This window comes from Vibrio sp. PBL-C16 (assembly GCF_034321865.1).
Classification (GTDB): domain Bacteria; phylum Pseudomonadota; class Gammaproteobacteria; order Enterobacterales; family Vibrionaceae; genus Vibrio; species Vibrio alginolyticus.
This window is the reverse complement of record NZ_JAXLNY010000002.1, coordinates 2,370,629-2,397,249: the sequence shown is the minus strand read 5'-3', so window position 1 is coordinate 2,397,249 and position 26,621 is coordinate 2,370,629. Positions and strand designations below refer to the sequence as shown.

Here is a 26,621-nt window from a genome sequence, read left to right as displayed (position 1 = left end):
CTAACATACCAATTCCGCTACACTACATGAGCTTTTATTTCGGTTTGAAAGCGTTATACCCAAATAGCTTTAATAGAGTCCGTATAACCATGAACGCGTGGTTATCCGTGATTGCTCATGAGGTTATTTTGGTATAGATATGGAGGTGATATGCATTGTCCTTTTTGTTCCGAGAACGATACCAAAGTTATTGATTCCCGCTTAGTGGCTGATGGCCATCAAGTTCGACGTCGCCGTCAGTGCTTGGCGTGTAGCGAGCGTTTCACTACGTTTGAAAGCGCAGAGTTAGTGATGCCTAAAGTGATCAAATCGAATGGCAACCGTGAACCATTTGATGAAGATAAAATGGTTGGCGGTATTCAACGCGCTTTAGAGAAACGCCCAGTGAGTGCCGATTCTATAGAGTTAGCGATCAGTATGATCAAATCACAACTGCGTGCGACGGGTGAGCGAGAGGTTCCGAGTGAAATGATTGGTAATTTAGTCATGGACCAGCTCAAAGAGCTCGATAAGGTGGCTTACATTCGTTTCGCTTCCGTTTACCGCAGCTTTGAAGATATTCGCGAATTTGGCGAAGAGATTGCCCGCCTAGAAGACTGAGTAGCTCATGACTCAACACACTCCTGAAAGAGCGTTTTCTGATTTAGATTTCGCCATGATGTCACGAGCTATTAAGTTAGCGAAACGTGGCATTTACACCACCGCCCCTAATCCAAATGTAGGGTGTGTCATCGTTCGTGATGAAGAAATTGTCGGTGAAGGCTATCACCATCGTGCTGGTGAGCCGCATGCCGAAGTGCACGCGATGCGCATGGCGGGTGAAAAAGCAGCTGGTGCAACCGCTTATGTGACGCTAGAACCTTGCTCTCATTACGGCCGTACACCGCCATGTGCCGAAGGGCTGATTAAAGCCAAAGTGGCACGTGTGGTTTGCGCCATGGTAGACCCAAACCCGAAAGTTGCAGGTCGCGGCATCCAGATGTTACGTGATGCCGGAATTGAAGTTCAAATCGGCTTGTTAGAGCAAGATGCCCTTGCCCTTAACCCTGGTTTTATAAAGTACATGCGCACAGGCATGCCGTTTGTTCAATTAAAAATGGCAGCCAGTTTGGATGGGCAAAGCGCACTCAATAATGGTCAGAGCCAATGGATCACCTCCCCAGCGGCCCGCCAAGATGTGCAGCGTTATCGAGCAATGAGTGGTGGCATTCTTTCTACTAGCAAAACGGTGATTGATGATAATGCATCACTCAACGTGCGCTGGGATGACTTACCTAATAGTGTTCAAGCGCAGTATTTACAAGAAGAGCTTCGTCAACCAGTACGTGTAATCTTAGATCGTCAGAACCATTTAACTGATGCGCTCAAGCTGTTCCATACCGATGGAGAGCGAGTTATTGTTCGCTCTGATGGAGACTGTATCCCTCTATTGGACAGCGCTGACCAAATTGACTTATCAACGACATTAAAACGTATCTCTGATGAGCACCATATCAATCACTTATGGGTTGAAGCTGGAGCTACGCTAGCGAGTGCGATGATAAAGGCTAACCTTGTAGATGAGCTCATTGTTTACCTTGCGCCAAAACTCATGGGCAGCGATGGTCGGGGGCTTATCGGTGCTTTAGGGTTAAGCGCTATGGCTGACGTCATAGATTTAAACATTACAGACGTTCGTATGGTTGGGGTAGACATTCGCATCACCGCCACCATAAAACGTAATGAAATTAGATAAGAAATAGTATGTTTACAGGAATAGTAGAAGCAGTTGGCAAGTTAGCTGCGATTACGCCGAAGGGCGAAGACATCACCGTCACGGTTGAAACGGGTACGCTTGATATGTCAGACGTTAAGTTAGGCGATAGCATTGCGACCAATGGTGTTTGCTTAACGGTAGTTGACTTCGGAAGCCACTATTACAGTGCTGATCTGTCATTAGAAACCTTGAAGAAAACTGGGTTTGCTGAATACCAAGTAGGCGATAAGGTGAATCTAGAAAAAGCCATGTTGCCAACAACGCGATTGGGTGGACATATCGTTTCTGGCCATGTCGATGGGGTTGGTGAAATTGTCGAACGCAATTCAGTTGGCCGTGCGATAGAGTTTTGGGTTGCAATGCCTGCGGAAATTAGCAAGTACGTTGCAGAGAAAGGCTCGATTACTGTTGATGGTATTAGCCTAACCGTCAACGACTTACGTAAAAATGCTTTTAAGCTGACGATCGTTCCTCATACGAGTGAAGAAACTACGATTGACCAGTTTCAAGTGGGGCGCAAAGTCAACTTAGAAGTTGATGTACTTGCGCGTTATATGGAGCGTTTACTGCAAGGACAACAAGAAGATAAGGCCGAGTCTCGTATCACGATGGACTTTTTACAGCAAAACGGTTTTGCATAAGTCTTGGGAGTGGCTGCGTGAGGCATGCGATAAAGAGCAGACTCACAGAACACCGCGAGATTCATTGACTTGCTTAATGCAAAGCTCAAACTATTGACCTAACTAGCATTCACTGCAACGTAATTTTTCATTGCTGTCGCAATAACAAATTTAGAATAACGGGATAACAGACTATGCCAATCAGTACGCCACAAGAAATTATTGATGATATTCGCGCAGGCAAAATGGTCATCCTAATGGATGATGAAGACCGCGAGAATGAAGGTGACTTGATCATGGCTGCCGAGCATATTACGCCGGAAGCCATCAACTTTATGGCAACCTATGGCCGTGGCCTGATTTGTTTAACCATGACCAAAGATCGTTGCGAAAGTCTAGGTCTGCCACCAATGGTGCAAGACAATAATGCGCAATACACCACCAACTTTACTGTTTCGATTGAGGCAGCAGAAGGGGTAACGACTGGTATTTCAGCCGCAGATCGCGCACGTACCGTTCAAGCAGCAGTCGCGCCAAACGCTAAAGCTGCGGATTTGGTGCAGCCTGGTCACATCTTCCCTCTCGCAGCTCAAGACGGCGGTGTACTGACTCGCGCAGGTCACACTGAAGCTGGCTGTGATTTGGCTCGTCTTGCTGGTTTAGAGCCAGCATCGGTGATTGTTGAGATCTTAAATGACGACGGCACGATGGCTCGTCGCCCAGATCTAGAGATCTTTGCAGAGAAGCACGGTATTAAATTGGGCACTATTGCCGACCTAATTGAGTACCGCAATAACACTGAGACAACGATTGAACGTGTGGCACAGTGCAAGTTACCGACAGAGTTTGGTGAGTTCACGTTAGTCACTTACAAAGACACCATTGATAACCAAGTGCACTACGCAATGTGCAAGGGCGATTTGAAAGAAAAAGCGCCACTGGTTCGCGTACATCTTCAAGACGTTTTTACCGACTTACTACGTAGCGATCGTAATGCAGAGCGCAGCTGGACACTAGATAAGGCAATGAAACGCATTGGTGAAGAGGGCGGTGTGTTGGTTGTTCTTGGCCATGAAGAATCGACTGATCTACTTATTCATCGCGTGAAGATGTTCGAAGCGCAAGACAAAGGTGAAGCACCAACGCTTGCTAAAAAACAAGGCACGTCTCGCCGTGTTGGCGTTGGTTCACAGATTCTTGCGGATCTCGGTGTACATGATATGCGTCTTCTGTCATCGACCAACAAAAAGTACCACGCGTTAGGTGGTTTTGGTCTGAACGTTGTTGAGTACGTCTGCGAGTAACAACCGAACAATAAGTTCCTAGTCTTTGACGTGCTTAACTCGTCAATGGCTAGGAACCGGTGATTTGCCTCCAATTTCCATTAGATATTGCTCACAAATTTGTGCTAGAATCCGGCGATTCTCACTTGATGAACATATTTCACTTATAAATAGAGTTAAAGGAAAGCTTATGAAAGTGATCGAGGGTGGCTTCCCAGCGCCAAATGCAAAAATTGCTATCGTTATTTCTCGTTTCAACAGTTTTATTAACGAAAGCCTACTTTCTGGTGCGATCGATACACTAAAGCGTCACGGACAAGTAAGCGAAGACAACATCACGGTTGTGCGTTGTCCAGGTGCCGTAGAACTACCTCTAGTAGCTCAGCGTGTTGCTAAAACTGGCAAATTCGACGCTATTGTTTCTCTAGGGTCTGTTATTCGCGGTGGAACGCCTCACTTTGACTATGTTTGTAGTGAAATGAACAAAGGTCTAGCACAAGTGTCTATGGAATTCAGCATTCCAGTAGCATTTGGTGTTTTGACTGTTGATACGATCGATCAAGCGATTGAACGCGCAGGAACCAAGGCTGGTAATAAAGGTGCAGAGGCTGCACTAAGCGCACTTGAAATGATTAATGTACTATCTGAAATTGATTCCTAATGGGGGCCAGTGTGAAACCAGCCGCACGTCGTAACGCACGTCAATTCGCTCTACAGGCGATCTACTCATGGCAAATTACTAAAGAGAATGTTGCCAAGATTGAAGAACAGTTTTTGTCTGGCGACAAATACGATGAAGAAGAACTTCATGCATCTGAGCCAGCGCTTGCTGCTCCAGAGACAGACGTAGCTTACTTCCGTGAACTATTAAGCGGTGTTGTACTTAGCCACGCTGAGCTAGATAGCAAAATTCGTCCATACATCTCTCGTCCTATGCAGGATTTAGATATGATGGAACTTGCTCTTCTTCGCCTTGCTATGTACGAGATGACTCGTCGCGAAGATGTTCCTTACAAAGTTGTTATCAATGAAGCGATTGAACTTGCAAAAGTTTTCGCAGCAGAAGATAGCCACAAGTTTGTGAATGGTGTACTTGATAAAGCAGCACCTCACATTCGTAAGAAATAACGATTTCTTCAATGAAAAGGTCAGCACATGCTGACCTTTTTTGTATCAAAAGCTTTTACATCAAAAAGTAAGTGAATTATGTCTGGTGAATTTAATCTGATAGACAAGTACTTCGTCGGTCGTCAGAGCCAACGTAAAGATGTCCATCTAGCCGCTGGTGATGATTGCGCTTTGGTCAAAGCGCCAGCTAATGTTCAGATTGCGATTAGCACGGATACATTGGTAGCTGGAACGCATTTCTTAGCCGACGCGAACCCAGCATGGGTCGCACACAAAGCATTGGCTTCTAACATTAGTGATTTGGCGGCGATGGGCGCAACGCCTGCGTGGGTGAGCTTTGCATTAACGATGCCTGAGCCAGATGAAGAATGGCTTGCTCCTTTCTGTGATGCATTTTTCGAACTGGCTGATTACTATGGTATTCAGTTAATAGGCGGTGATACCACCAAAGGGCCATTGTGTCTGACACTCACGGTGCAAGGTTTTGTACCTGAAGACAAAGCGCTCACGCGATCCGGAGCCAAGCCTGGGGATTGGGTATACGTAACGGGAAACCTTGGCGATGCAAAAGCTGGCTTGGATGTGATTCTAGATGACTCTCTGCGCAGCAGAGCCGGCGCGGAAGCACTAGAGCGAGCTCATTACCTTAGTTCGCCTCGTGTGCTCGCTGGTCAGGCTCTGGTTGGCTTAGCCTCGTCGGCGATTGATATCTCAGATGGTTTAGTCTCTGATATTAAGCACATTTTACAGCGATCTCAGGTTGGGGTGAGTATTGATGTCTCTCAGCTACCGATCTCTTCAGAATTAGTTCAGTTTTTAGATGATAAGATCAGCGCGCAGCAGTATGCTTTAGCAAGTGGCGAAGAATACGAGTTGTGTTTTACCGTGCCGGAGCAAAATCGAGGCTCGTTACAAAGCGCTTTATCTCATACTGGCTGTAAGGTCACATGTATTGGTCAAATCCGACCAAATGGAACCTTCGAGCTGCATGATAACAATCAACCACTTGATTGGGACTTAAGTGGCTTCGACCACTTTAAATGATCTGAGCTAAGCTCTAGCCAAGAGCCTGTTACTATTGAGCAACTCACAGGCATGACGATTGAAACCAAACTAGCAGTATAGGTTTAAGGATATGACCAACCCTCTTTCTCTGATTTCATTAAAGAACCCGTGGCATCTATTGGCGACGGGTTTTGGCAGTGGATTATCCCCGTTTATCCCTGGAACAATGGGCACACTGGCGGCCGTGCCTTTCTTTTTGTTGTTGGCACAATTACCATTTACGGCGTATGTCATTGTTGTTCTGATTTCGTGTGTGATCGGCATTCAAATATGCCAAGTGACCTCTGCAGACATGAAAGTTCATGATCATGGTTCAATCGTATGGGATGAGTTTGCAGGCTTTTGGATTACGATGAGCATTGTACCTGCACTGAATATTCCACTCACTGAATGGAAGTGGTTGATCACTGGCTTCATCTTATTTCGTTTTTTCGATATGGTAAAACCTTGGCCAATTGGGTGGCTAGATAAGCGAGTTCACGGTGGGCTGGGTATTATGGTTGATGATATCGTGGCGGGAGTTATGGCCGGTGTTGCCCTGTTTCTAGTCGCAAAATATGCGGGCTGGATGAATTAAACGTTGACCGTAAAAAAAGGGATGCTATGAGCATCCCTTTTTACATTCTATTTTGCTAAATAATCCAAGATGGATTTTTCAATTCCTTTTGCATCGAGACCAAGCTCTTCATGCAGTTCATCTTGTGTTCCCTGATGAATAAACTCATCTGGTAAACCTAGGTTCAACACAGGTTTAATGATTTTATCTTTCATCATGAACTCAACGACACCAGCACCAGCACCACCCGCGATAACATTTTCTTCTAACGTCACGAGCACGTCATGATCTGCGGCTAGTTGACGAATCAATGCCTCATCGAGCGGCTTCACAAAGCGCATATCAGCAACAGTGGCGTTAAGGTATTCTGCCGCTTCTAGCGCGTTACCCAAGAAAGTACCAAAGTTCAGAATAGCAACTTTTTCACCTTGGCGAACCATGCGTCCTTTACCGATTTCTAAAGCCGTAAACTCAGTTTCGATTTCTACGCCCATGCCGCTACCACGAGGGTATCGAACCGCACTCGGGCCAGAATGCTTATGGCCAGTGTAAAGCATTTGTCGGCACTCGTTTTCGTCGCTTGGCGCCATGATCACCATGTTCGGAATACAGCGCATAAAGCTCAAATCGAACGCACCTTGGTGAGTTTGACCATCTGCGCCAACGAGACCTGCGCGGTCGATCGCAAACATCACTGGTAAGTCCATGATCGCGATGTCGTGGATCAATTGGTCATAACCACGTTGCAAGAAAGTCGAATAGATAGCAACGATTGGATGATCGCCCGCAATTGCCATGCCTGTTGCCAGTGTCACTGCGTGCTGCTCAGCAATCGCCACATCAAAGTATTGATCTGGGTACTCTTTTGAGAAACGCACCATACCTGATCCTTCGCGCATTGCTGGCGTAATTGCCATTAGCTTAGGATCTTGGGCCGCCATGTCACATAAAAAGTCACCGAAGATCTTTGAGTAAGTTGGCTTACCGCCACTGCTCTTCGGTAAGCTATTGTTTGCCGGTGCGAACTTCGGCACTGCATGGTAGCCGATAGGATCTTTCTCGGCAGGCTCATAACCTTTGCCTTTCTTGGTCATGATGTGTAGGAATTGAGGACCTTTGAGCTCACGCATATTTTTCAGCGTTTTGACGAGTTCATTGACGTCGTGCCCATCAACCGGGCCAATGTAATTAAAGCCGAACTCTTCGAACAGAGTACCAGGCACCACCATGCCTTTTAGGTGCTCTTCCGTACGGCGAACCAACTCTTTAATAGGTGGAACACCAGACAGCACTTTCTTACCGCCTTCACGGATAGAAGTGTATAAGCTACCAGAAAGTACCTTTGCAAGGTGGTTATTCAGGGCGCCGACGTTTTCTGAAATCGACATTTCGTTGTCGTTCAAAATCACCAACATATCAGGATGAACGTCGCCAGCGTGGTTCATGGCTTCGAATGCCATGCCTGCTGTAATTGCGCCATCACCAATCACACTGACGATTTTGCGACCTTTACCTTCTTTTTGTGCGCTGATGGCCATGCCAAGACCTGCACTAATCGATGTCGAAGAGTGGCCGACAGATAAGGTGTCATATTCACTTTCTTCACGCCAAGGGAAAGGGTGTAGACCATCCTTTTGGCGAATTGTTGGCATTTTATCGCGACGTCCGGTGAGGATTTTATGCGGGTAAGCCTGATGACCAACATCCCAGATCAATTTGTCGATAGGGGTGTTGTAAACATAATGCAGAGCGACAGTTAGCTCCACGGTGCCTAAGCCAGACGCTAAGTGTCCGCTAGATTGGCTCACTGAATTTAGCAGATACGTTCGCAGTTCATCACACAGATTTGGTAATGTTTCTTTCGGAAGAAGACGTAATTCTTCCGGTGTATTTGCTAACGCCAGTGTTGGGTACTTTGAAATATCAAGAGTCATATAAATGCGCGCTTATAGTGTTAATTTTTGCGCTCGATGACATATCGGGCGAACTCTTCGAGTAACTGAGTATTGTATGGGATAGCTTCCAATGCTTGAAGTGCTTCCTGTAACAGAGTGTGAGCTTTCTCTATGGCTCCCTCTAAACCCAGCAGGGAAGGATAAGTGCTCTTATTCAGACCTTGGTCGGAACCTTGAGGCTTACCCAGTGTTTCTGTGTCACTGATGATATCAAGAATATCGTCTTGAACCTGAAACGCCAAACCAATTGCTTTTGAGTAGCGCTCCAAGTGAGGTAGAACCTCGATACCTTTCTCACCAGCAGCTAATGCACCTAATTTTACCGCACAATCAATCAGAGCTCCGGTTTTTTTACGGTGTATCTCTTCCATTTCTTCAAGAGAAACTTGGCGATTTTCCGCGCCTAAATCTAAGGCTTGCCCTACACACATGCCGCTGGCACCAGAGGAATGCGCTAAGGCTTTGATCATGTTGATGCGTTGAGCTTCAGCCGCCGGGCTTAATTGACCATCAGCAATAATAGTGAAGGCAAGAGTTTGTAGTGCGTCACCTGTCAGTATTGCGGTTGCTTCATCAAACTTAATATGACAAGTTGGTTGACCTCGACGCAGTTCATCATCGTCCATGGCTGGCAGATCATCATGAATGAGTGAGTAGGCATGTATACATTCGATAGCAGCGGCGGGGGTGTCTAAGTCTTCAGGTTTACAGCCGAGCATTTGACCTGTGATGTAAACAAGAAAAGGGCGAACGCGTTTTCCACCTAGCAAAAGGCCGTATTTCATTGCTTGAATCAATGGCTGCTCTTGATATGGAAGCTGATCGAGCCACAAATTCAATTGCTGATTGTTTCTTTGTTGAAAAGACGTCAATGTCTGTTGCATCACATTGCTCACTACTGATTGTTATTCTGAATCTGGTTTGAAGTCACTCAGTGGTGCTTCATCATCTTCACTAAGAAGAATGCTCACGCGCTGTTCGGCGTCGCTTAATTTAGTTTGGCCTGCACGAGCTAAGGCAATGCCTCGTTCAAACTTACGCAGGGCATCATCTAGAGCAAGATCGCCATTTTCTAATTGATCAACCAAGCTATCAAGCTCTTCAATGGTTGCTTCAAAGGTCATGTTTTCTGGTTTCTTGACCGCCATCTTTTTTCTGCCTTAATCAAGCCTCGGGTAAGATGCACGAAAGTTACCTTAGCCTAGTAACTTGGTCAAATTTAACCTTATATAATTGTCACAAAATTAGCGTTCAACGAGTCTAAGCTGTGAAACCCCATATTTTGGTTGAGGTTGTTAAGTGTAATTTGTGATCCATTAGCTAAGATTTTTCTAAAAATTCTGCGCGAGTTGTCGATACAGGTAATAATCCGCCCAATGGCAGTATTTGAGTATAGCGTGAGGAGTGCTTTGTGGATTTAGCAACCCTATTAGGTTTGATTGGTGGTTTTGCATTCGTCATTATGGCGATGGTGCTTGGTGGCAGCATCGGCATGTTTGTCGATGTCACGTCGATCCTTATTGTCGTTGGCGGCTCAATATTCGTCGTGTTGATGAAGTTCACAATGGGACAGTTTTTTGGTGCGACAAAGATTGCTGGCAAAGCCTTCATGTTTAAAGCGGATGAACCCGAAGACCTGATCGCAAAAATTGTGGAAATGGCCGATGCGGCGCGTAAAGGTGGTTTTCTTGCTCTTGAAGAGATGGAAATAAACAACACATTCATGCAGAAAGGCATTGATCTACTGGTTGATGGCCATGATGCCGACGTTGTGAGAGCGGCACTCAAAAAAGACATCGCGCTTACGGATGAACGACATACGCAAGGTACTGGCGTATTTCGCGCCTTTGGCGACGTTGCTCCTGCGATGGGAATGATTGGCACCTTGGTTGGTCTTGTTGCGATGCTTTCAAACATGGATGACCCTAAAGCGATTGGACCAGCAATGGCCGTTGCACTCTTGACCACATTGTATGGCGCGATCCTGTCTAATATGGTGTTTTTCCCTATTGCGGATAAGCTTTCTCTTCGTCGTGACCAAGAAACGCTAAATCGCCGTTTGATCATGGATGGCGTATTAGCGATTCAAGATGGCCAAAACCCGCGAGTGATCGATAGTTACTTGAAGAACTACCTCAATGAAGGTAAACGTGCCCTTGAGATTGACGAGTAACTTGGAGAGTCGTGATGGATGATGAAGATAACAAATGCGATTGTCCGCCACCCGGTCTCCCGTTATGGATGGGGACATTCGCGGACTTAATGTCGCTACTGATGTGTTTCTTTGTTCTTCTACTCTCGTTTTCTGAGATGGATGTACTGAAGTTCAAACAAATTGCAGGATCAATGAAATTTGCCTTCGGTGTGCAAAATCAGCTTGAAGTGAAAGACATTCCCAAAGGTACTAGCATTATTGCCCAAGAGTTTCGACCGGGTCGGCCGGAACCAACTCCGATTGATGTCATCATGCAGCAAACCATGGACATCACTCAGCAGACGCTCGAATTTCATGAAGGGGAGTCTGATCGAGCTGGTGGCACAAAACGTGATGAAGGCAAGTTAACGGGTGGGCAATCGCCAGAAACGTCAACTCAAAACAATGAATCTGCCGAAGCGGACATGCAGCAACAGCAATCTAAAGAGATGTCGCAAGAGATGGAAACCTTGATGGAAAGCATCAAGAAAGCCTTAGAGCGAGAGATTGAACAAGGCGCCATTGAAGTTGAAAACCTCGGTCAGCAGATTGTTATACGTATGCGTGAAAAAGGTGCATTCCCAGAAGGTTCGGCCTTCTTGCAGCCTAAGTTTCGCCCTTTAGTTCGTCAGATTGCAGAGCTAGTAAAAGATGTGCCAGGCATTGTTCGAGTATCTGGCCATACAGACAATCGACCGCTAGATTCGGAACTTTATCGTTCTAACTGGGATCTCTCTTCTCAGCGCGCAGTATCAGTCGCGCAAGAGATGGAGAAAGTGAGAGGCTTCTCTCATCAACGTTTAAGAGTACGAGGCATGGCGGATACGGAGCCCTTGTTACCGAATGATTCTGATGACAATCGCGCACTTAACCGACGGGTTGAAATCAGCATTATGCAAGGCGAGCCTCTCTACAGTGAAGAAGTGCCGGTAATTCAATAACTAGGCTTTAGTTTTAAGTCAGTAAAGAGACAAGAAAGCGAGCAGATTGCTCGCTTTTTTTGTTTTTCCAATCCGCTTGGGTGTATAATCTTGCGCCTTAAAAGTGAGCTCAGACTACTTTTTGTGACTGAAACGCGGTTTTACTGCGTATGAAGTATTGAAGTTGAGTGTCACTCTTTGTTGATTGCGAAACTAACCTGCGAATTAGACTATGAAATTTATTGTAAAGCCCCATCCAGAAATTTTTGTAAAAAGTGAATCTGTGCGTAAGCGCTTCACAAAGATTTTAGAGTGCAACATTCGTAACATCATTAAGAGCCGCACGGAGTCTGTCGCGGTATTTAACCGTCGTGATCACATTGAAGTGACCTCTGAGAGTAACGAATTCCACGCTGAAGTTCTTGAGGTTTTGACTCATACACCAGGCATTCACCACGTACTGGAAGTGAAGCAAACTGAATTTAAAGACTTGCACGATATCTTCGAGCAAGTGCTAGAACTCAACCGTGCTGCACTCGAAAATAAAACCTTTGTTGTACGTGCGAAGCGTCGTGGCAAGCATGACTTTACCTCCATTGAACTAGAGCGTTATGTAGGCGGTGGTTTAAATCAAGCGATTGAAAGCGCTAGTGTTAAGCTACGAAACCCAGACGTGACGATCAAGGTAGAAGTCTCGAACGACAAGCTAAACCAAGTATTGTCTCGTCATAAAGGCCTAGGTGGTTTCCCTCTGGGTACGCAAGAAGACGTGTTAAGCCTGATCTCGGGTGGTTTCGACTCTGGTGTTTCAAGCTATCTTCATATCAAGCGTGGTTCAAAAGTACATTACTGCTTCTTTAACTTAGGTGGTCCAGCACACGAAATCGGCGTTAAGCAGGTTTCTCACTACCTATGGAACAAATACGGTTCTTCAGCAAAAGTACGTTTTATCTCAGTTGATTTCGAACCTGTGGTTGCGGAAATCCTAGAGAAAGTCGATGACGGCCAAATGGGCGTGATCTTGAAGCGTATGTTTATGCGTGCAGCAGGCATGATCGCTCAGAAGATGAAGATCGAAGCATTGGTAACAGGTGAAGCGCTAGGTCAAGTATCGAGCCAAACGCTAACCAATCTACGCCATATCGACAACGTAACTGACACGCTGATTCTGCGTCCACTTATCAACTGGGATAAAGAAGACATCATCAATCTAGCACGTGAAATCGGCACAGAAGATTTCGCAAAGACAATGCCAGAATACTGTGGTGTTATCTCTAAGAAGCCAACCGTGAAAGCGGTGAAAGGCAAGCTAGAAGCTGAAGAAGAGAAATTCGACTTTAGTATCCTTGAGCAAGTGGTTCAAGAAGCTCGCATGATGGACATTCGTGATATCGCGAAAGAGTCTGAGCAAGCCGCACCAGAAGTAGAGCAAGTTCAAGCGGTAGAAGAGCACGCGGTTGTGCTAGATATTCGTAGTCCTGAAGAGGAAGACGATAACCCACTTGAAATCGAAGGTGTGGATGTGAAACATATCCCTTTCTACAAGCTGGGTACACAGTTTGGTGACTTAGACCAGTCTAAGACATACTTACTTTACTGTGACCGCGGTGTGATGAGCCGTCTGCAAGCGCTTTACTTGCAAGAGCAAGGCTTCAGCAACGTAAAAGTTTACCGTCCATAGCTGACTGATAAAATACGTTAAAAGGCGCAAATTGAGACATCAATTTGCGCCTTTTTTGTTTTTGATCGCGTTACAGACAACCATTACTTAGCATAATGTTGAGGCTTATCGCAAAGCCATACACTTTGTGTTGATATAACGATAATTAATCCGAAAGAAGAGTAATAAAGTGATATTGCTGCCAGATATGCGGATGAGATTTTTGATAGATAAAAAAACACCGCCTAATTTAGGCGGTGTAACAAATTTGACAGACAGGTCAAAAATAAATACAGGAAGTATATGTTTTGTCACAGGGAGTGTGGACAAAACATTATGGTAGAAATCTACCTAACTCGAAATACGAGTTTGCAAACACAACATCGCAACAACGAAGCCAATTGATTTCCAAAGAAATCAAGCCGTTCAGGCCCGTGTTGCGGGGTGAAATATAGAATTTATCTGGCTGTTCGACAACGGACATTTTATAATGTTTCAGATTAAAAAAACTAATCCTATTAGAGGTCCCATATGTCTCGCAGATTGCCTCCATTAAATTCGCTTCGAGTCTTCGAAGCGGCTGCTCGTCATCTCAGTTTTACACGAGCAGCAGAAGAGTTATTTGTTACTCAAGCCGCGGTCAGTCACCAGATTAAAGCGCTTGAAGAGTTCTTATCATTGAAGCTCTTCCGTCGACGTAATCGTTCTTTGTTGTTAACAGAAGAAGGCCAAAGTTACTTTCTCGATATCAAAGATATTTTCACCTCGATTGCGGAAGCGACAGATAAGGTGTTGGAACGTAGCGAAAAAGGGGCATTGACGATTAGCCTACCGCCGAGTTTTGCTATCCAATGGCTTGTACCTCGTTTGGCCGATTTTAATGCTCAAGAGCCCGATATCGATGTACGTATTAAAGCCGTAGATATGGATGAAGGCTCACTGACTGATGATGTTGATGTGGCGATCTACTATGGCCGTGGGAACTGGCCAGGTTTGCGAGCAGATAAATTGTACCAAGAGTTTTTGATCCCACTTTGTTCACCTTCATTACTTTTGGGTAACAAACCATTAGAATCTTTAAGTGACCTCAAATTACATACTTTGTTACACGATACTTCGCGTAAAGACTGGAAGCAGTTTGCTCGTCATTACAACATTGAAGGCATCAACGTAAACCACGGTCCTATTTTTAGTCACTCAACGATGGTGCTACAGGCTGCTGCGCACGGTCAGGGGGTCGCGCTCGGTAACAACGTACTCGCCAAACCTGAAATGGAAGCCGGACGACTCATTGCACCATTCGACGAGGTGTTGATATCTAAGAATGCATTCTATGTGGTGTGTCATGAACAGCAGGCAGATATGGGCCGAATCGCAACGTTTAGAGACTGGATGTTAGCAACCGCGAGAAAAGAACAAGAGGAAGTATTGGATGAATCACTGGATAGCTGAGGGGCCTGAAAACGGACCGCTGTTTATTTTTGCTCACGGCGCAGGTGCGGGGATGGAGCATGACTTCATGACAGCTGTCGCCAAAGGATTAGTGGAGCAAGGTATTCGTGTAGTGCGTTTTAATTTCCCTTACATGGTGAAACGTTCGGAAGATGGCAAAAAGCGTCCGCCCGATCGCGCGCCAAAGTTGCTCGAAGCATACAGCGAAGTGATCGCTCACTTTACTTCTTCTCCCGTGGTTATTGGTGGTAAGTCAATGGGCGGTCGTATGTCGAGCTTGTTGGCTGAAAATGAGCTGGTGGCGGGCATTGCCTGTTTAGGGTTTCCATTTCACCCGCCAGGAAAGCCAGAGAAATACAAAGGCGAGCACTTAGCAACCATTGAGAAACCTACGCTGATTCTGCAAGGGGAACGAGACACCTTTGGTAAGCGTGAGGAATTCGATGATTTCGTCCTTTCGTCACAAGTAACGGTGAGCTTTTTACCTGATGGTGACCACAGCTTCAAACCGCGCAAGATCTCAGGTCATACTGAAGTGGGTAACATTGCACTCGCGATAGAGCAGTTAGCGGCGTTTATAAAAGAGGTGTACAGTGAAAAGTAAGTGGTTACTCTCATTCTCTGGATTGTCTGGGCTGATTTCGGTCGCTCTTGGAGCATTTGCTGCTCATGGGCTAAAAGCGACACTGGCCCCTTATTTGCTCGGTGTATTTGAGACCGGAGTTCTGTATCAATTTATTCACACGTTGGCGATTGTGTTTTGTGCCATTCTGCTTCTGCTCAATTTGGGACAAAAAGCACAAAAATATTTTTTCATTGCGGCGATTTGCTTTATTATCGGCATCTTTTGTTTTAGCGGCAGTCTTTACGCGCTGGCGCTGACGGGCATTAAGTGGTTGGGGCCAATTACTCCTGTGGGAGGATTACTGTTCATGATTGGTTGGTGTCTGTTCTTTTTTGCTGCGTTCAATATCAAAGAGGTCTCCAAGTGAAACAACTAATGCTCTATTGCCGTTCTGGCTTTGAGAAAGAGTGTGCTGGTGAAATTCAGGACAAAGCGACACAGTTGGAAGTGTATGGCTTCCCTCGTGTGAAGAGAAACTCAGGTTATGTTGTCTTCGAGTGTTACCAAGATGGAGATGCCGACAAACTTGCGAGAGGTTTAGACTTTAAGTCTTTAATTTTTGCTCGACAAATGTTTGCGGTAGCAGCTGAGTTTCAATCGTTGCCAAGTGATGACCGCATTAGTCCAATTTTGAATGAACTAGCAGACATTGAAGCATTCCCTCGTTGTGGTGATTTGAGAATTGAAACGCCAGATACAAATGAAGCGAAAGAGCTACTGAAATTCTGCCGTAAGTTTACCGTCCCAATGCGTCAAGCGTTGCGCGGCAAAGGCTTAATGCTGAACAAAGATAACGCGAAAAAACCAGTACTGCACATTTGCTTTGTTGAGCCTGGCCACTGTTACGTTGGTTACTCTTACACTGACAACAACTCACAGTTCTTCATGGGTATCCCTCGCCTTAAATTCCCAGCAGACGCTCCAAGTCGTTCAACACTTAAACTGGAAGAAGCATTTCATGTCTTTATTCCACGTGAAGAGTGGGATGAGCGTTTGGCACCAGGTATGTGGGGTGTGGATTTAGGTGCATGTCCAGGCGGTTGGACGTACCAATTAGTGAAGCGCTCAATGTTCGTTCACTGCGTTGATAACGGCATGATGGCAGATAGTTTGATGGAAACTGGCCAGATCAAGCACCATATGGTGGATGGCTTTAAGTTCGAACCAGACCGCAAGAACGTAACATGGATTGTTTGTGACATGGTGGAAAAGCCAGCTCGTGTTGCTCACCTGATGGGACAGTGGCTGTTAAAAGGTTGGGCAAAAGAGGCCATCTTTAACCTTAAGCTGCCAATGAAAGGGCGTTATGACGAAGTGCTGCAAGACCTTGAAAATCTGAAGCAGTTCCTCATTGATAATAAGGTAAAGTTCAAGCTACAAGCTAAACATTTGTATCATGATCGTGAAGAGATCACGATTCATATCCAATGTCTGTCGAATATTTCACCTTACTAACTTTATTCCCCGAGTCTTTTGGGAATAGTGATTAGAATAGAAAAAGCGCCTTCAAATGGCGCTTTTTTAATATCTGCCGGATTTCATGGTGTGAAACTACCATCGGACACTACTCCGCTTTGTTTGGCCCTAAAAAGCGAATATCTTGCAAGTTAAAGCCTAGTTCTATATCGCACTTTAAAGCGGCGACGCGTTTACATAAACGAGCAGACTCAATGTGCTCATCCAATTTTTTACGGTATTTCGGTACGAGATCTTCACTAGCGTAGGCAGCTTCAATACTCTCAAACTGAGTGAGAATCTCTTTCGCTGCTTTCGGGCCAATTCCAGGTACGCCCGGAACCTGGCTAGAGCTTATCCCTGTTAATCCCCAGTAATCCGCTAGTTGACTTGGTTTTACGCCGAACTCTTTTTCGATAAATGGTTCATCTAACCAACGATGTTGGAAATAATCACGGATTTGTAGGGTAGGGGAAAGTAGCTGGCAGTAACCTTTGTCTGTTGAAACGATGGTGACTTTTTCACCATGGCTGGCCACTTTCGTTGCGAGTGTAGCAACCAAATCATCTGCTTCATCGCCTTCAGACAGCAATGAATCAATACCTTGCTCCCACCACGCTTGTTGAATCGCATCTAACCCTTGCAGTAATGGCTGAGGCATTGGTTTTCGGTTTTGCTTATAGTCAGGGAGAATTTCAGCGCGCCAACCTCTGTCTTGTTCGTGGTGATCAAAAACCGCGATGATGTGTGTCGGGTTGGCCTCTGACAGAATGCGAGTGAGGGTTCTTTGCGTTGTGCTTATGGTTCTTGCTATGTCGGTTGGATCTGGTTGTGCTGAGTGCACTCGGCGGATCAGGTTTAGGGCATCAATGATAACAAGATGAATAGACATAATGACTTAGCAATAAAAAAGGGGCGTAATGCCCCTAGTGTAACGAATGCTAGCCTGACTATCGACCACCAATTTCCGGGTGAGCGATTCGATAACACGGTTCGTAGTCTGAACCGCCAGGTAATTTCATTCGGTGCTGTTCGACAAAGTCTTTTAGCAACTTATCGAGTTTTTTCATGAGGACTGCGTCGCCATGAATGGTGAAAGGCCCTCTCCGTTCTATTTCTCGAATACCTTCAGCCTTTACGTTACCTGCAACTATGCCAGAGAAGGCTTGACGCAAGTTGGCCGCTAAAACTTGCGGTTCTTGATCTAGGCTTAAATCCAATTGTTCCATCGACTCATGAGTAGGTTCAAATGGCAGTTGGAAGTTTGGCTCAATTTTCAATGACCAGTTAAAGCTGTACGCATCGCCTTTCTCTTTTCGGTGAAGGCGTACCGAGTCCATGGAGCGTTTCATAATACGAGCGACTTCTGCCGGGTCGTCAATGATGATCTCGTAGTGCTTTTGCCCTTCCTCACCAAGTGTGTCGCGAATGAACTCATCAATAGAGCGGAAGTACTCTTCACTCTCTTTTGGTCCTGTTAATACGATAGGCATTGGCTGATCGGCGTTATCCGGGTGCATCATGATGCCAAGAATGTACAGTAGCTCTTCCGCTGTGCCCGGGCCACCTGGGAAAATAACGATACCATGAGCCATACGGACGAAGGCTTCCAAGCGCTTTTCGATGTCGGGCATGATGACCAGTTCATTTACTATTGGGTTTGGTGGCTCGGCCGCAATAATCGAGGGCTCGGTTAAACCAAGATAACGTTGCTGAGTATAACGTTGCTTTGCGTGCCCAATCGCTGCACCTTTCATCGGCCCTTCCATTGCGCCAGGGCCGCAACCTGTACAGATGTTAAGTTCACGCAGGCCCAGTTCGTTACCCACTTCACGTGTGTACTGATACTCCACTCCATTGATAGAGTGACCACCCCAACATACGACAAGATTCGGTGCGATACCTGGAGTTAATGCTCTTGCATTACGAAGAATGCCGAATACGAGGTTCGTAATGTGAATTGGGTTAGTAAGGTTGAGCCGTTGGGCGTCTGCCAAATGCATGTTTACGTAAACGATATCACGCAATACGGAGAACAGATGCTCTTGGATACCTTTAATTATTTCGCCGTCAACAAAAGCGTGCTCTGGCGGATTAGTCAGCTCAAGCTTAATACCACGCTCACGACGCACGACGTTGACATCAAACGATTGGTATTTATCGAGCAGTTCTTTCGAGTTATCGGTATGGCTACCGGAGTTCAACACCGCTAATGTGCAATTACGGTACAACTGATAAAGTTCACTCGAGGCTGTGTTCTTTAAGCGCTCTACTTCTAGTTGAGATAGCAAGTCCATGCTACCAGCGGGGCTTATATGGGTAATCATAACGCCTCCTTGTGTTGCATTAATTTGAGGGAAAGTACCAACTTACCTTTTTGGTGTTATACGTATGGTTTGATGAAAGGTAGTTGGCCGATTTGGTTTTATGGTTATCAACTCCCAAGCAACCTCAAGATGATACATTTGCCTTTTATAAATACATCATCTTGAAGTGACTTGGGTTTTTACAGCTTAGCAGACTAAAAGGGAAGAAATGTGATAACTCGTTGAAAATGGGTGGTTATAAAGCGTAGATTGCACCAAATTTGGTTTGTTTGCTCGCTTTTTGTACGAATTCTAGCTCCAGTTAAGCTGGTTTGTTCCACGTTTTTTAGCGTCCGCAAGCATCTTGCCAAGACGATCGAGCACATACTCTGGCGTATCGGACTCTTTGAAAGACGTCGATACAGCAGCTAAGGTAATCATGATATTTTGCTCACGGAACTTAAAGGGTAATTGGCTAATATCACGCTGGATATGCTTAATCAGATCCAGTGTGTATTCTTCAGATTGTTCCGGGACGAGTAGAATGAACTCCTCGCCACCAAAGCGAGCCACTGTTTCCGTTTCTGATACGCGCTTGTTAATAGTACGAGCGATAATCTTCAGCGCTTTATCGCCAGCCGTATAACCATAGCTATCATTCACCGCTTTGAAATTGTCTACATCAAACAGCACAACACGAAGGTTTTGCTGAGAGCGAATCCAACGGCGATACTCTAGCTCTAGTCGATCGTTAAATGCAGTGCGGTTATAAACTTTAGTCAGCGGGTCGAGCAACATACGCTGAGCTTGGTCATCTAAGCGTCGACGATAATCTTGCGTAGTTTCAAATACCGCTTCGAGTTGGTTCTTACTGTAACTTAACCGTTCTTGCAGCGCTTGCTCTCGCTCTTCCGTCATTTTCAGTCGCTCTGTCAGCGACGCCATTTTTTCGAGAAGAGGCGTGATTTCTTTTTTCACAACCGCGATATCTTGAGCTTGATTAAGTGACTTTTGGCTTAATTCAACCAAGCTGTTCATTTCTGTGTTGAGCTCTTGGCGGTGTTCAAAGTAGGTATGATGCTGGTCGACGTTCTGATGAACGGTTTTTAGGTTACTTGCGAGAGAAGTGTTCAGCTGATCAAGGAATTGGCTAGACGCCTCGCGCTCGAACTTTGTTGCTTCGACAACCAATTTCAGCGTTGAGAGCGTAAGCTCAATGAGAGACTCGGCACTCACGCCAAGGAGCAACTTAGCGCGAATATCCAGCAATCTATCGCCTGATTCTCCCTCGAAATCCAGCTCTGTAATAGTATGTTGGAGGTCGCTGGCTAAGCACTCAAGCTGAGAATCTGTCGGGATTGTTTTCAAATTCGCTAAGATGTAGACGTGAATTAGACGTGATGATTTTCAGAGCGCGTTCGTAAATACTCAGTAGCTTAGTGGCTTGATCAGCTTTATTGCTGGCGTGAACTTCAGAGAAACTCATCAGGTTCCGTAGTTCACGTTTTAACTGCGCAGGTAAGCCCGTGACACGTTGCAGTGTTTCAGCACTGTGCTTGATTTGTTCGTCAAGGTAACCGTTTTGTTTATCCATCGTCTTCGACTGCTGTTTGAGCATCCTCTCTAATACCGCTAAACGCGGGATAAGAGTGCTGATATCTTTTTGATGTTGCAGCTCTTGTTGGATTTCAAATAGGTAGTTGGATACCTGAGTATTCGAACCCTGGCAAGCTGAAGACAATGATGCCACAACGCGTTTAAGAACTTGTTGTTCACGTTTGAATTTGAGTGAAGTATCACGATGAGTCAGTCTGAGTTGGTCAAGTTGACAACTCAGCTGATGCAGCTGCGACTGAATATCGGATTCCAAGATTCCCATGAAGTGACTACGGTTAAGTCCATGTACTACTGACAATTATCTGATAATAACAAAAAACTTTATAGCGTCATTAGTTATTACGTTCAACAGGCGTTTAATTATCCATTTTTTAATATTTTCTTGATGTCGTCCTCATTCTTGTAGGACGAATGGATCTTGATCAGGCCTTGGCTAATGGCATGTTGACAGGCAGTTCTTATGTTACCTGTTGCAAAGCTAGCAGCAGGCGCATTATCGATGGCTTTTAAGAACACCCAGTGGCTTTGCTTATCCTTCAAGCTGACTTCTCGTGCGATGTGAGTCGCAAGCAACAACAGATCGAGTAATTCCTCATCGTTAATTGCAGTGTAGGCTCGGGGTAAGAACGGATAATCACTGATGCCCATACGAATAATACGATTGACGTTGTGCTGCTGAGCGAACTCATCCACCCAAGTCTGGAATTTTTCGAACATGACTTCGGCAGAAGCATCACGGTCAGCGTTCGGTTCTATATAGAGTAAGTTCGCATCTGAGAAATGGTAAAGACGCGACGGTTTTTCTATTTTTTCCGCAAGGAAGTCGCCAAATGCCCGTTCTAGTTCTAGACCTGCCTTATAGCCGTTATGGACGTACATGCTTCGTAAGAATGGCAAATCGATCATAACAAAGCGTAGGCGATCATTAAGTGGTTCGTGGATCAATTCACCCATTTGCCATTGCTCGAAAGTTTCGCTCGACTTTTTCAATGAGCGAGAAAGCTTAACATTCAGCATACGCAAGTTACGTAAACGAGAGCGAGAGTGGGTGAAGAGGTCGTTACGCAGTTTTTCGATTTCACTTGCTTGGCGCTGCATAATGACACCACGGCGCATAATGAACAAAAACATGACCAAGACAGTAATAAACAATGCAAATGAGATTTTCTGGAATTTACGATGCTCTCTTTCCACTTGCTCTAAGCGTTCTGATTGACCGATGTAATGGATGGTTTGTTCGGCAAATTCTTTTTGCTGACGGAACGCATCCTCACTGATTTGGTTAAGCTGCTTTTGTTCTAGACGAACGAGGTTGGTGTATTTTTTATAAGCTTGCAGAGAAAGTTTGTATTCGCCTGCCTGCTCGTAACCCAACCCAAGTAAACGGTATGACTGCTGCTTAATGAAGTTGTTATTTTCAGGTGACTTTTCAGCAAGCGCTAACGCCAGCTTAGCATTAGTAATGACGTCTTTACTGTCATTTTGATGATAAGCCAGACCTGACTGAAGCAGGGCAGCCTTTGCTTCAAGCTTAGGAATATTGGTGTATTCTAAAAGCTCTTTAGAGCGGTCTAAGTACTGCTCTGCTAGCGCGTAGTTATAGAGTTGTAGGTAGGTAGCCGCCAAGCTTAAGCGAATTTTAATGATTCTATTGATGTTCTTACTGGTACTTTCATGGTCAAGCACGTTGAAGTAATGCACTAACGCAAGGTTAAACTTACCCTGATAAAAGTAGATGTCGCCCATTTGCTCTAGGACGTCCGCTAGGATCGGAGAGCTAGGGTAAGAGTCATAAAAATCTGCGGCTTGAGATAAGTATTCGATCGCTTTGTCGTACACTCGTCGCTCCTGGAAGAGCCTAGCCAAAAGGCGATTCACTTTTGCTAATCTTGCACCACTGTTACTTTCAATAGATTGCCAATAACCGTATAGCAGTTCTGACAAAGCCAAATTGTATTTCTTGCTATTGAGGTAAAACTCGCCGACGGCAGTGTAGTAGTCGATCAAGGCTAACTCAGAGCGGCTATCGTCAAGCATGGTCTTTGCTTCAGAGTACAAGTTTTCCGCTTTAATGATATCGCCACTATGTGAAGCGAGGAGTGCTCTTTGCATCACTAGTCGGTAGCGAACGCTGTCGGTGCGTTGTAATACGGCATCGGCTTCATCGAGCTGTTGTTCAATTTGGTTAAGCGTGTCTTCCGCTTTTGAGTAGTTTTCGTCGTACATCCAAATCATTTGGTTGCGCATCAGCTGGAGATCTAAGTCCATGTACGGCAATTGATATTCTTGCGCTAAGCGTTCCGCTTTATTTAGGTGCTCGATAGCCGAACGAACATTACCCATGGCGTAATCTGCCTGAGCGATAATCTTGTGCGCTTCGATGGTGCTGCTTGGTGTGCGAACGCTACGATCTGTTTCGTCGCGAGACATGGCTGAAGGGCTGTCACTTTCTTTGCGTTCTGTTAGCTCACGCTGTGACAAATAGTTGGTTGCCGCTTGTTTTGCTTGTGATGGTTCTATTTCCGCCAATTGTTGTGCTTCGTTGAGTAACGCGGACGATAAAATGGTTGCATGAAGTGGCTGTACAAACAGCAAGCAAAGAAAGCCAATCAATTTGAATAGACGCGAACTGTCCCAAAACATCCTTTCGTTCCCTCGAACTGTTTTTAGATATGGCGATAACGGCGAAAAGCCTCAATTAGCCGTTTAAATGCGGGTTGAAGCCATTTGATATAGTAACATGCTTGGACAATAAAAACGTCCGGCAACCCTTTAGATTGCCGAACTTATTTCTGTTGCCTATGCGCTTACTGACGAGCCATACGGTGATTGTGAGCTGGCTTATCTTGTTCCGTTGAGCGGTAAGGGTTGATATCCAAGCCTCCACGGCGCGTATAGCGGGCAAATACGGTCAGTTTGCTTGGTTGGCAGTATTTCATTAGATCCGTAAAAATACGCTCTACACACTGTTCGTGGAACTCATTGTGCTCGCGGAAAGACACTAAGTAACGTAACAGCTTCTCACGAGCTATTTTTGCGCCTTGGTAGCGAATTTCTACACTGCCCCAGTCGGGTTGGTTAGTGATCAAACAGTTTGATTTCAATAGGTGGCTATGTAGCACCTCTTCAACTTGTATTTCACCTGCCGCACCTTCAAGCAAATCGGCATCGAAATCGTAACTGGTGATGTTAATGTCTTGGTCATCAATACATTCACCGTCCATTGTTACGATAGGTTGATTGGTATAGTGGGTCACTGGATTCACCTCAACCAGCACCTTTTCACCTGCGCATTCAGAAAGGTCTTGTGTTAAACGCTCAGTCACTTCTTCCCAGCTTGCAAAGCGGGTTTGGTTATAGCTGTTTAAGTACAGTTTGAAAGACTTCGATTCAATCAAGTTTGCGCTGGTGGCTGGAATGTATACTTCGCCAACGGCCACTTGTGGTAAACCTTTACTATTTAACCAAGACAGTTCGTACAGCGTCCAAATGTCGTGCCCCATGAAAGGCAGAGTATCGCCTAACTGGAGGTCATCTCGGTTCAGGCTGCGAGGGACTGGTTGCAGCAAGCTTGGGTCATACTGGTTCGCATACTCGGTCGTTTTACCTAGTGTTAAGCCAGCAAGCTCTTTAGCGTCAGAATATTTGCTCATACTTTGTGGTCGTTTTCGATTAGAATGGCGAGAATTTTACTGAATCCGCTGGTCAATTGCCATCCGGCAAGCACGGCTATCTGATAAATAAGGAATGAGGAGACCTTCATGACCCCAAACGTTACTCAGGCGCTACAAGAGTTCAGCCTGCGCTACCAACAAGCTTGGCAAGCTAAGCACAATGAGTTGCCAAGCAGTGAAGAGCTTGCAGAGCTTGTTTCTCCTTGTGTCGAAGAGAAGCGTGATGGAAAGGTGCTTTGGAAAGCGGTCGCACGTGATGAAATGGCCGATTTCACCAATGTGGAAAATGCGATTGAGTTGTCACTGCAAGATGATGTTAAAGCCTTTTATGGTTCTCAATACTGCGCTGATATGGAGGCAACTTGGCAAGGTAATTCGTTGACGCTGCTGCAAGTCTGGAGCGATGACGATTTCGTGCGTCTACAAGAAAATATTCTTGGTCATTTGGTGACGCAGCGCCGCTTGAAACTTAAACCAACAGTATTTATCGCAGCGACAGATGAGGAAATGGATGTGATTTCTATTTGTAACCTCACTGGCAATGTGATTCTAGAGCGTTTGGGCACCTCTAAACGTGATGTATTGGCAGATTCATTGGTTGAGTTCTTGAATAAGTTAGAGGCTGCCGTCTAAGTATGTATGTTATTGAGTTGCAGTTTGAGTGTTTTGATAACACCACCGTCAGCGCGGTAGACAAAGCCATTAATGGCTTGATGGATGCTCTGCGTTACAACGGCCAAGTATTAGGTCGTGAATTCCCGATAGTGATGGGAGAAGGTGAATTTTTCGTTCGTGTTGTTTGCCCAGAACAAGACAGCTTGCATCCACGTTATCACTCAGATTTCGTCAAAGTGTGCATGAACCGTTTGTCGGATGCGTCTTTGCTTGCACCGAAAATGCGTATGCTGGGGCGTGATTTGAATTCAGAACAAGCAGCCGAAGAAGAGACACCTAGCTGGCAAGTGTTGTACACGACTTATGTTCATACGTGTTCGCCTTTGCGAAGTGGTGAAACCCTGTTGCCAATTCCTTTGTATCGTAATGAGCCAACACTTAATGGAGACCATAAAGCCGTCATTAAGTGGCAGACTGAGTGGCAAGCGTGTGATGAAATCCAAATGGCAGGGGGCTGCCGAGCGGAACATGCGGCGCTGCACGAAATTTGCGATGTGGATAGTGTGCTGTTTCGCCGAGGTTGGGACTTACGTGGCCGTATCGAATACATCACGAAGATCCCTACGTACTATTACCAGTATCGTGTCGGTGGTCAGTCGCTGGAGAGCGAGAAAGCGCGCAAGTGTCCAAAATGCGATGGCGAGTGGCTACTCGATGAGCCACTACATGACATATTTCATTTTAAGTGTGATGACTGCAGAATCGTGTCGAATATCTCTTGGGACCATCTTAAGTAGCGAATTGAAGCTACTTAAATGGGTAGATAGACAAATAGAAAGGGCTGATGTTTTCACCTCAGCCCTTTTGTGTTTAGAACGTTGTTTTCAGTCATGTTTTGAAAAGTGGGATTACCAACCTTTCACAACACCGCCTTTGAACAGTTCTTTTGCCGCTTCGTAAACTTCTTCCGTTTGGTAAGCTTTTACGAAGTTTTGTACGTTTTGCGCATTAACATTTTCTTCGCGAGCGACAATTAGGTTTACGTATGGTGAGTCTTTATCTTCAACGAACACGCCGTCACGCTCTGGCGATAGGTCGATAGAGCTTGCGTAAGTGGTGTTGATGATAGATAGCGTTACGTCATCCAGTGAACGTGGAAGCTGTGGGGCTTCTAGTTCAATGATTTCGATATTTTTAGGGTTGCCTACGATGTCACGTACTGTAGCGAGTAGACCAACGCCATCACGTAGCGTAATTAAACCTTGCTGCTCAAGAAGCAGTAGTGAGCGACCTAGGTTAGTTGGGTCGTTTGGTACTGCGATGCGTGCGCCATCTTGAATTTCATCAATTGATTTTACTTGCTTTGAGTAACCAGCAATAGGGTAAACGAATGAGTTACCCGCGATAGCCAGTTTGTAGCCGCGGTCTTTCACTTGTTGGTCTAGGTATGGTTTGTGCTGGAACGCATTCGCGTCTACTGAACCATCATCCAGAGCGGCGTTTGGTGTTACGTAATCGGTAAATGTTACTAGCTCAACGTCTAGGTTGTATTTCTCTTTTGCTACTTTAGCGGCAACTTCGGCTACTTGTGCTTCAGCACCAGCAATAACGCCAACTTTTACTTTGTTTACGTCTACTTCTTTGTCGCCGCAACCCGCTAGAGCAAGAGCAGAGGCGGCCGTTGCTACAGTCAAAAGACCTTTAAGGCTAAATTTCATCTTTATCTCCTTATAATTTGTA

The 26,621-nt window shown here is 45.4% G+C and carries 25 protein-coding genes and 1 pseudogene; 17 read left to right on the top strand and 9 right to left on the bottom strand.

Translation table 11 applies throughout. The features are described from left to right. Positions 1-150 precede the first annotated feature (150 nt). The 8 genes from nrdR to pgpA all read left to right on the top strand — a co-directional run bounded on the left by nrdR (position 151) and on the right by pgpA (position 6,429). Positions 151-600 (top strand): transcriptional regulator NrdR, encoded by a 450-nt coding sequence (gene nrdR / locus UQW94_RS19285; RefSeq protein ID WP_005381578.1) that lies wholly within the window; start codon positions 151-153, stop codon positions 598-600. Between the two features lie 7 nt (positions 601-607). Beyond that, complete coding sequence (ribD, locus tag UQW94_RS19280; protein WP_285385684.1) at positions 608-1,735, top strand: bifunctional diaminohydroxyphosphoribosylaminopyrimidine deaminase/5-amino-6-(5-phosphoribosylamino)uracil reductase RibD; 1,128 nt, start codon at positions 608-610, stop codon at positions 1,733-1,735. Positions 1,736-1,743: 8 nt separating this feature from the next. Next, on the top strand, positions 1,744-2,397 hold the full coding sequence (locus UQW94_RS19275) for a riboflavin synthase (RefSeq protein ID WP_005381574.1): 654 nt from the start codon (positions 1,744-1,746) through the stop codon (positions 2,395-2,397). Between the two features lie 173 nt (positions 2,398-2,570). After that, a complete protein-coding gene (gene ribBA, locus UQW94_RS19270; RefSeq protein WP_258649173.1) occupies positions 2,571-3,680 on the top strand; it encodes a bifunctional 3,4-dihydroxy-2-butanone-4-phosphate synthase/GTP cyclohydrolase II in 1,110 nt (369 codons plus the stop codon). Positions 3,681-3,849: 169 nt separating this feature from the next. Further along, entirely contained in the window at positions 3,850-4,320 is a 471-nt protein-coding gene (ribE, locus tag UQW94_RS19265) for a 6,7-dimethyl-8-ribityllumazine synthase (protein WP_005381572.1), read from the top strand. Beyond that, a complete protein-coding gene (gene nusB / locus UQW94_RS19260) occupies positions 4,320-4,787 on the top strand; it encodes a transcription antitermination factor NusB (protein WP_005381571.1) in 468 nt (155 codons plus the stop codon). Before ribE ends, nusB begins: the two co-directional genes overlap by 1 nt. Positions 4,788-4,865: 78 nt before the next feature. Next, complete coding sequence (gene thiL, locus UQW94_RS19255; RefSeq protein ID WP_213874901.1) at positions 4,866-5,831, top strand: thiamine-phosphate kinase; 966 nt, start codon at positions 4,866-4,868, stop codon at positions 5,829-5,831. 91 nt (positions 5,832-5,922) lie between these two features. Next, positions 5,923-6,429 carry a phosphatidylglycerophosphatase A gene (pgpA, locus tag UQW94_RS19250; protein ID WP_031780838.1) on the top strand — a complete coding sequence of 169 codons (507 nt, stop codon included), beginning with the start codon at positions 5,923-5,925 and terminating at the stop codon, positions 6,427-6,429. Between the two features lie 47 nt (positions 6,430-6,476). On the opposite strand, the gene dxs is transcribed toward pgpA, so the two are convergent. The 3 genes from dxs to xseB are packed head-to-tail and all read right to left on the bottom strand — an operon-like array spanning position 6,477 to position 9,511. Then, positions 6,477-8,342 carry a 1-deoxy-D-xylulose-5-phosphate synthase gene (dxs, locus tag UQW94_RS19245; protein ID WP_167415051.1) on the bottom strand — a complete coding sequence of 622 codons (1,866 nt, stop codon included), beginning with the start codon at positions 8,340-8,342 and terminating at the stop codon, positions 6,477-6,479. 20 nt (positions 8,343-8,362) lie between these two features. Continuing rightward, positions 8,363-9,247, bottom strand: coding sequence for a (2E,6E)-farnesyl diphosphate synthase (ispA, locus tag UQW94_RS19240; RefSeq protein ID WP_005383621.1), 885 nt, complete (start codon positions 9,245-9,247; stop codon positions 8,363-8,365). A gap of 21 nt (positions 9,248-9,268) precedes the next feature. Beyond that, positions 9,269-9,511 carry an exodeoxyribonuclease VII small subunit gene (xseB, locus tag UQW94_RS19235; RefSeq protein ID WP_005381566.1) on the bottom strand — a complete coding sequence of 81 codons (243 nt, stop codon included), beginning with the start codon at positions 9,509-9,511 and terminating at the stop codon, positions 9,269-9,271. 263 nt (positions 9,512-9,774) lie between these two features. On the opposite strand from xseB, the gene pomA reads away from it, so the two are divergent. From pomA to rlmM, 7 genes are all read left to right on the top strand, one after another. Next, positions 9,775-10,536 carry a flagellar motor protein PomA gene (gene pomA / locus UQW94_RS19230; RefSeq protein ID WP_005381564.1) on the top strand — a complete coding sequence of 254 codons (762 nt, stop codon included), beginning with the start codon at positions 9,775-9,777 and terminating at the stop codon, positions 10,534-10,536. A 14-nt stretch (positions 10,537-10,550) separates the two neighbouring features. Next, positions 10,551-11,498, top strand: a complete 948-nt coding sequence (locus tag UQW94_RS19225) for a flagellar motor protein MotB (protein WP_005383619.1) — start codon at positions 10,551-10,553, stop codon at positions 11,496-11,498. 211 nt (positions 11,499-11,709) lie between these two features. Next, positions 11,710-13,158, top strand: a complete 1,449-nt coding sequence (gene thiI / locus UQW94_RS19220) for a tRNA uracil 4-sulfurtransferase ThiI (protein ID WP_005383617.1) — start codon at positions 11,710-11,712, stop codon at positions 13,156-13,158. A 510-nt stretch (positions 13,159-13,668) separates the two neighbouring features. Then, positions 13,669-14,589: a transcriptional regulator GcvA gene (locus UQW94_RS19215; RefSeq protein WP_005383616.1), complete on the top strand. Its 921-nt coding sequence runs from the start codon at positions 13,669-13,671 to the stop codon at positions 14,587-14,589. Continuing rightward, entirely contained in the window at positions 14,570-15,193 is a 624-nt protein-coding gene (locus UQW94_RS19210) for an alpha/beta fold hydrolase (RefSeq protein WP_005383614.1), read from the top strand. Before UQW94_RS19215 ends, UQW94_RS19210 begins: the two co-directional genes overlap by 20 nt. Next, entirely contained in the window at positions 15,183-15,581 is a 399-nt protein-coding gene (locus tag UQW94_RS19205; protein WP_031780837.1) for a DUF423 domain-containing protein, read from the top strand. Before UQW94_RS19210 ends, UQW94_RS19205 begins: the two co-directional genes overlap by 11 nt. Continuing rightward, positions 15,578-16,669: a 23S rRNA (cytidine(2498)-2'-O)-methyltransferase RlmM gene (gene rlmM, locus UQW94_RS19200; RefSeq protein ID WP_017820611.1), complete on the top strand. Its 1,092-nt coding sequence runs from the start codon at positions 15,578-15,580 to the stop codon at positions 16,667-16,669. Before UQW94_RS19205 ends, rlmM begins: the two co-directional genes overlap by 4 nt. A gap of 109 nt (positions 16,670-16,778) precedes the next feature. Here the strand turns inward: rlmM and xni are convergent, their stop codons facing one another. The 5 genes and pseudogenes from xni to queF form a co-directional block, all read right to left on the bottom strand. Then, a complete protein-coding gene (gene xni / locus UQW94_RS19195; protein WP_054579049.1) occupies positions 16,779-17,561 on the bottom strand; it encodes a flap endonuclease Xni in 783 nt (260 codons plus the stop codon). Between the two features lie 58 nt (positions 17,562-17,619). Continuing rightward, positions 17,620-18,996, bottom strand: coding sequence for a nucleotide 5'-monophosphate nucleosidase PpnN (gene ppnN, locus UQW94_RS19190; protein ID WP_005383611.1), 1,377 nt, complete (start codon positions 18,994-18,996; stop codon positions 17,620-17,622). 291 nt (positions 18,997-19,287) lie between these two features. Next, positions 19,288-20,854 (bottom strand): annotated as a pseudogene (locus tag UQW94_RS19185) (diguanylate cyclase). Between the two features lie 98 nt (positions 20,855-20,952). Then, positions 20,953-23,235 (bottom strand): tetratricopeptide repeat protein, encoded by a 2,283-nt coding sequence (locus UQW94_RS19180; RefSeq protein WP_017635678.1) that lies wholly within the window; start codon positions 23,233-23,235, stop codon positions 20,953-20,955. A 164-nt stretch (positions 23,236-23,399) separates the two neighbouring features. After that, positions 23,400-24,245, bottom strand: coding sequence for an NADPH-dependent 7-cyano-7-deazaguanine reductase QueF (gene queF / locus UQW94_RS19175; RefSeq protein WP_322142491.1), 846 nt, complete (start codon positions 24,243-24,245; stop codon positions 23,400-23,402). Positions 24,246-24,353: 108 nt separating this feature from the next. Between queF and syd the strand changes: the two genes are divergently transcribed. Together syd and UQW94_RS19165 are read left to right on the top strand one after the other, a co-directional pair. Further along, positions 24,354-24,899, top strand: coding sequence for a SecY-interacting protein (syd, locus tag UQW94_RS19170; protein WP_025768899.1), 546 nt, complete (start codon positions 24,354-24,356; stop codon positions 24,897-24,899). Positions 24,900-24,901: 2 nt separating this feature from the next. After that, positions 24,902-25,678 carry a Zn-ribbon-containing protein gene (locus UQW94_RS19165; protein ID WP_322142490.1) on the top strand — a complete coding sequence of 259 codons (777 nt, stop codon included), beginning with the start codon at positions 24,902-24,904 and terminating at the stop codon, positions 25,676-25,678. 111 nt (positions 25,679-25,789) lie between these two features. Here UQW94_RS19165 and UQW94_RS19160 read toward each other — a convergent pair whose 3' ends face one another. Next, entirely contained in the window at positions 25,790-26,599 is an 810-nt protein-coding gene (locus tag UQW94_RS19160; RefSeq protein WP_005381966.1) for a MetQ/NlpA family lipoprotein, read from the bottom strand. Positions 26,600-26,621 lie beyond the last annotated feature (22 nt).